The sequence below is a fragment of the Streptomyces sp. NPDC052299 genome (assembly GCF_040679335.1).
Taxonomy (GTDB): Bacteria; Actinomycetota; Actinomycetes; order Streptomycetales; family Streptomycetaceae; genus Streptomyces.
In genome coordinates this window covers 1-4546 of record NZ_JBFAUP010000050.1, presented here as the reverse complement: position 1 = coordinate 4546, position 4546 = coordinate 1, and the positions used below count along the sequence as shown (strand labels likewise).

Genomic DNA, 4546 nt, shown 5'->3' with positions numbered 1-4546 from the left:
GCCCGTACTCGTAACCGGCGGCCGCAAGCTCCTCGTAGAGCGTGCTCGTGTCCACCCGGGCCGCCCCGGACGGCGGCCACACCGCACCGGCGGACACACCGGGGGCGCTGCCGTGGCCGAGCTCGCCGGTGGCGTGCCGGGTCCAGAGGGTGCCCTCGGTGTCGGGGCGGGAGTGGATGCCGATGCTGCGGCGGCCGTGCTCGTCGGGCTCGCCGACCTCGACGCGCAGGAGGACGGCAGTGGAACCGGTGAGGACGAGCGGGGCTTGGAGGGTGAGCTCTTCGACGGTGTCGCAGCCGGTCTCGTCGGCCGCGTGCAGCGCGAGGTCCACGAAGGCGGTACCGGGGAGCAGGACGGTGCCGGAGACGGCGTGATCGGCGAGCCACGGGTGCGACTTCAACGAGAGCCGCCCGGTGAGGACGGTGCCGTCGGAGCCGGCGAGGTCGACTACGGCACCGAGGAGCGGGTGCGCGGCGGTGGTGAGACCGGCGGTGGAGACGTCGCCGGTGGTCTTGACGGGGTCGAGCCAGTAGCGGGTGCGCTGGAAGGCGTAGGTGGGCAGGTCGAGCGGGTGCTGGGGGTCGGGGAGGGCTGTGGTCCAGTCGACGGGGACGCCGTGGGTCCACGCCTGGCCGAGGGACAGCAGGAACCGTTCCAGGCCGCCTTCGTCACGGCGGAGCGACGGCACGGCGAGCGCTGTTTCCGCCTCGGCGGCCTCGAAGGTCTCCTGAAGGCCGATCGTCAGAACCGGGTGAGCGCTGGACTCGATGAACGTGGTGAAGCCGTCCGCGAGCAGGGCCCGGGTCGTCTTCTCGAACTCGACCGTCTGCCGCAGGTTTTGGTACCAGTACCCAGCGTCCAGGATCGCGCTGTCCACGACCTCATTGGTGACGGTGGAATAGAAGGGAATCTCCGGCACGCGCGGCGCCACCGGTGCCAGAAGCCGCGCCAGCTCCTCCCGGATCGACTCCACATGAGGGGAGTGCGAGGCGTAGTCCACGGCGATACGCCGTGAACGCACCCCCGCCTTGTCGAGCACCGCGACGAGTTCGTCCAGGGCGCTGTCCGTGCCCGAAACGACCGTGGAGGAGGGGCCGTTGACCGTGGCCACACTCAGATCGTCCGGCCACCGCGTCAAGTACGAGCGCACCGCGTCGGCGGGCAGTGCGACGGACAGCATGCCGCCCCGGCCGGCCAGAGCGATGATGGCCCGGCTCCGCAACGCCACCACCAGCGCGCCGTCCTCCAAGGACAGCGCACCCGACACGACAGCCGCCGCGATCTCGCCCTGCGAATGCCCGACCACCGCGTCCGGCACGACCCCGTAGGAGCGCCACGCCTCGGCCAGGGACACCATCACCGCCCACAACGCGGGCTGGATCACGTCCACGCGGTCCAGCAGACCGTCCGGATCGCCTTCCAGCAGCACCGGCAGCAGATCCCAGTCGGTGTGCACGGACAGGGCACGTCCGCAGTCTTCGAGCCGGGCCCGGAACGCAGGCGACGCCTCGAACAGACCCGCCGCCATGCCAATCCACTGCGAACCCTGACCGGGGAACACGAAGACCGTGCGGCCCGTGACCGCCTCGCCCGATGCTCCGGCGTCTGCTCGCAGGGCGTCCAGCAGTTCTTCGCGGGTACTGCCGACCACGGCCTTCCGCTGCCCGAACACCGTGCGATGCGAGGCCAGGGCGGTCGCCACGGCACGCGGCGTGAGCTCCGGGGCGCTCTCCACGAACTCCGCCAGACGACTCACCTGAGCGTGCAGAGCCTCTTCAGTCCGACCGGACACGATCCACGGCACCACACCACCGGCAGTAACCTCCTCCGGCAGCGACGCCTCCGGAGCCTGCTCCAGAATCATGTGCGCGTTCGTGCCGGAAATACCGAACGACGACACGGCCGCGCGGCGCGGACGGTCCAGCTCGGGCCACGGCCGCTGCTCGGTCAGCAGCTCCACCGAACCCTGGGACCAGTCCACGTGCGAGGTCGGGTCGGTGACATTCAGCGTCTGCGGGAGAATCCCCTGACGCATCGCCATGACCATCTTGATCACACCACCGACACCGGCGGCAGCCATGGTGTGCCCAATATTCGACTTCAACGAGCCGAGCCACAGGGGCTGTTCGGAGACCCGCCCCTGCCCGTACGTCGCGATCAACGCCTGCGCCTCGATCGGGTCACCGAGCTTGGTCCCCGTACCGTGCGCCTCCACCACATCGACGTCCGTACCGCTCAGGCCGGCATTCGCCAGGGCCTGACGGATGACACGCTGCTGAGAAGGACCATTCGGCGCGCTGAGCCCGTTGCTCGCACCGTCCTGATTGATCGCCGAACCCTTGATGAGAGCGAGAACCGGATGACCATTCGCCCGGGCATCGGACAACCGCTCCAGCAGCAAGATGCCCGCACCCTCACCCCACGCCGTACCGTCCGCACTCGCCGAGAACGCCTTGCACCGGCCGTCCTGCGACAACCCCTGCTGCCGCGAGAACTCCACGAACATCCCCGGCGACGACATCACCGTCGCACCACCGGCCAGGGCGAGCGAGCACTCACCACTGCGCAACGACTGAGCCGCCAGATGCAAAGCGACCAGAGACGCCGAGCACGCCGTATCGACCGTGACCGCCGGGCCCTCCAGGCCGAGGGTGTAGGAGATACGGCCCGAGGCGACACTCGCCGTATTACCGGTGAGGAGGTATCCCTCCGTCCCTGGCACCGGCTCCGCGAGACGCGGACCGTACTCCCCCGTCATCGCACCGACGAACACACCCGTCCGACTGCCCCTGAGCGACTGCGGAACGACCCCGGAACGCTCCAACGCCTCCCACGCCGTCTCCAGCAGCAAACGCTGCTGCGGATCCATCGCCAACGCCTCACGCGGCGAAATCCCGAAGAACTCCGCATCGAAACCGTCCGCACCCTGCAAGAACCCGCCGTAACGCGCATACGACTTCCCCGACACTCCACGTTCGGCGTCGTACAGCCCCTCGACGTCCCAACCGCGGTCCTCCGGCCAGTCCCCGATCGCATCACGTCCTTCAGCGACCAGCCCCCACAGCCCTTCCGGGGAGACCACCCCACCCGGATAGCGGCACGCCATGCCCACGATCGCCAACGGCTCGTCGGAGCCGGAGGCAGAAACGGCGTCGGGGAGGTCGAGCGCATCGCTGGTGCCGAGCAGCGCCGTCACGATGTGGCGGGCCAGCACGAGCGGCGTCGGGTAGTCGTAGACGAGCGAGGACGGCAGAGCGATGCCGAGGTCGGCGGCCAGGCGGCTGCGCAACTCCACGGACGACAGGGAGTTGTGGCCCAGCTCCTTGAAGGGCAGGGCGGGGTCGAGCACGTCGGTCGCGTCGTACTCCAGCACCTCTGCGGTGTGGCGGCAGATGAGGTCCGCGATCAGCGACTCCCGCTGCTTGTCGTTCAGCCCGCGCAGCCTGCCGGCCCACGTCGTCCCGTCCGCCTCGGCCTCGTCGGCCTCCTGCTGCGGGGCGGAGGCGGAGGACGCCTGGGGCGCGTCAGGGACGTCGATCCAGTAGCGCTTGCGCTGGAAGGCGTAGGTGGGGAGCTTGACCCGGTTGCCGCCGGGGAGGAAGCCGGTCCAGTCGACTTCGGTCCCGCTGGAATAGGCGGTGCCCAAGGCCCGCAGCAGTGTTTTGGCCTCGTCACGCTCGCTCTTGAGTGCGGAGGCGGCGGTCGGGGTGTCGAGGGTGTTCTGGACGAGGGAGGTCAGGACCGGGTCCGGGCCGAGTTCGAGATACGTGGTGATGCCCTGGGCGTCCAGGGTGCGGATGCCGTCGTCGAAGCGGACGGCCGCGCGGATCTGGCGGGCCCAGTAAGCGGGGCTGGTCAGCTCGTCCGCGACCTGACCGGTCACGTTCGATATGACCGTGATGTGCGGCTCGTTGAACGTGAGGGAGCCGATCACCTGTTCAAACTCGGCCAAGGCCGTGTCCATGTGGGCGGAGTGGAAGGCGTGCGAGACCGTGAGGCGCTTGACCTTCACGCCACGCCCCCGGAACAGCTCTTCCAGGACCCCGACCGCGTCCGCATCACCGGCGACCACGACCGCTGCCGGACCGTTCACCGCAGCCAGCGACACACCCTCGACCAGCTCCGGGGCCACATCGGCTTCCGGGGCGGCGATCGCGAGCATGGCTCCGCCCGTGCGGGCGGCCTGCATCAGTCGGCCCCGGGTCGCGACCAGGGCACACGCGTCATCAAGCGAGAACACCCCCGCCGCGTATGCGGCGGTCACCTCACCGATCGAGTGCCCGATCAGCGCATCCGGCCGCACCCCGAACGACGACACCAACGTGAACAGGGCTGATTCGAGAGCGAACAGGGCGGCTTGAGTGAACCGGGTCTGATCCAGCACCGGATCGCCCCCGAACACCACATCCTTCAACGACCGACCCAGGTACCCGTCCAGGTACGCACACGCCGCATCGAACGCCTCCGCGAACACCGGGAACGCCTCATACAACTCCCGGCCCATCCCCGCCCGCTGGCACCCCTGCCCCGTGAACAAGAACGCCGT

Annotated in this window: 1 protein-coding gene; it reads right to left on the bottom strand. The window is 69.4% G+C overall.

Translation table 11 applies throughout. The features are described 5' to 3' along the window. Positions 1-4504 (bottom strand): acyltransferase domain-containing protein (locus tag AB0L33_RS35070; RefSeq protein WP_365687814.1); only part of this gene is annotated, 4504 nt, incomplete at its 3' end. Positions 4505-4546 lie beyond the last annotated feature (42 nt).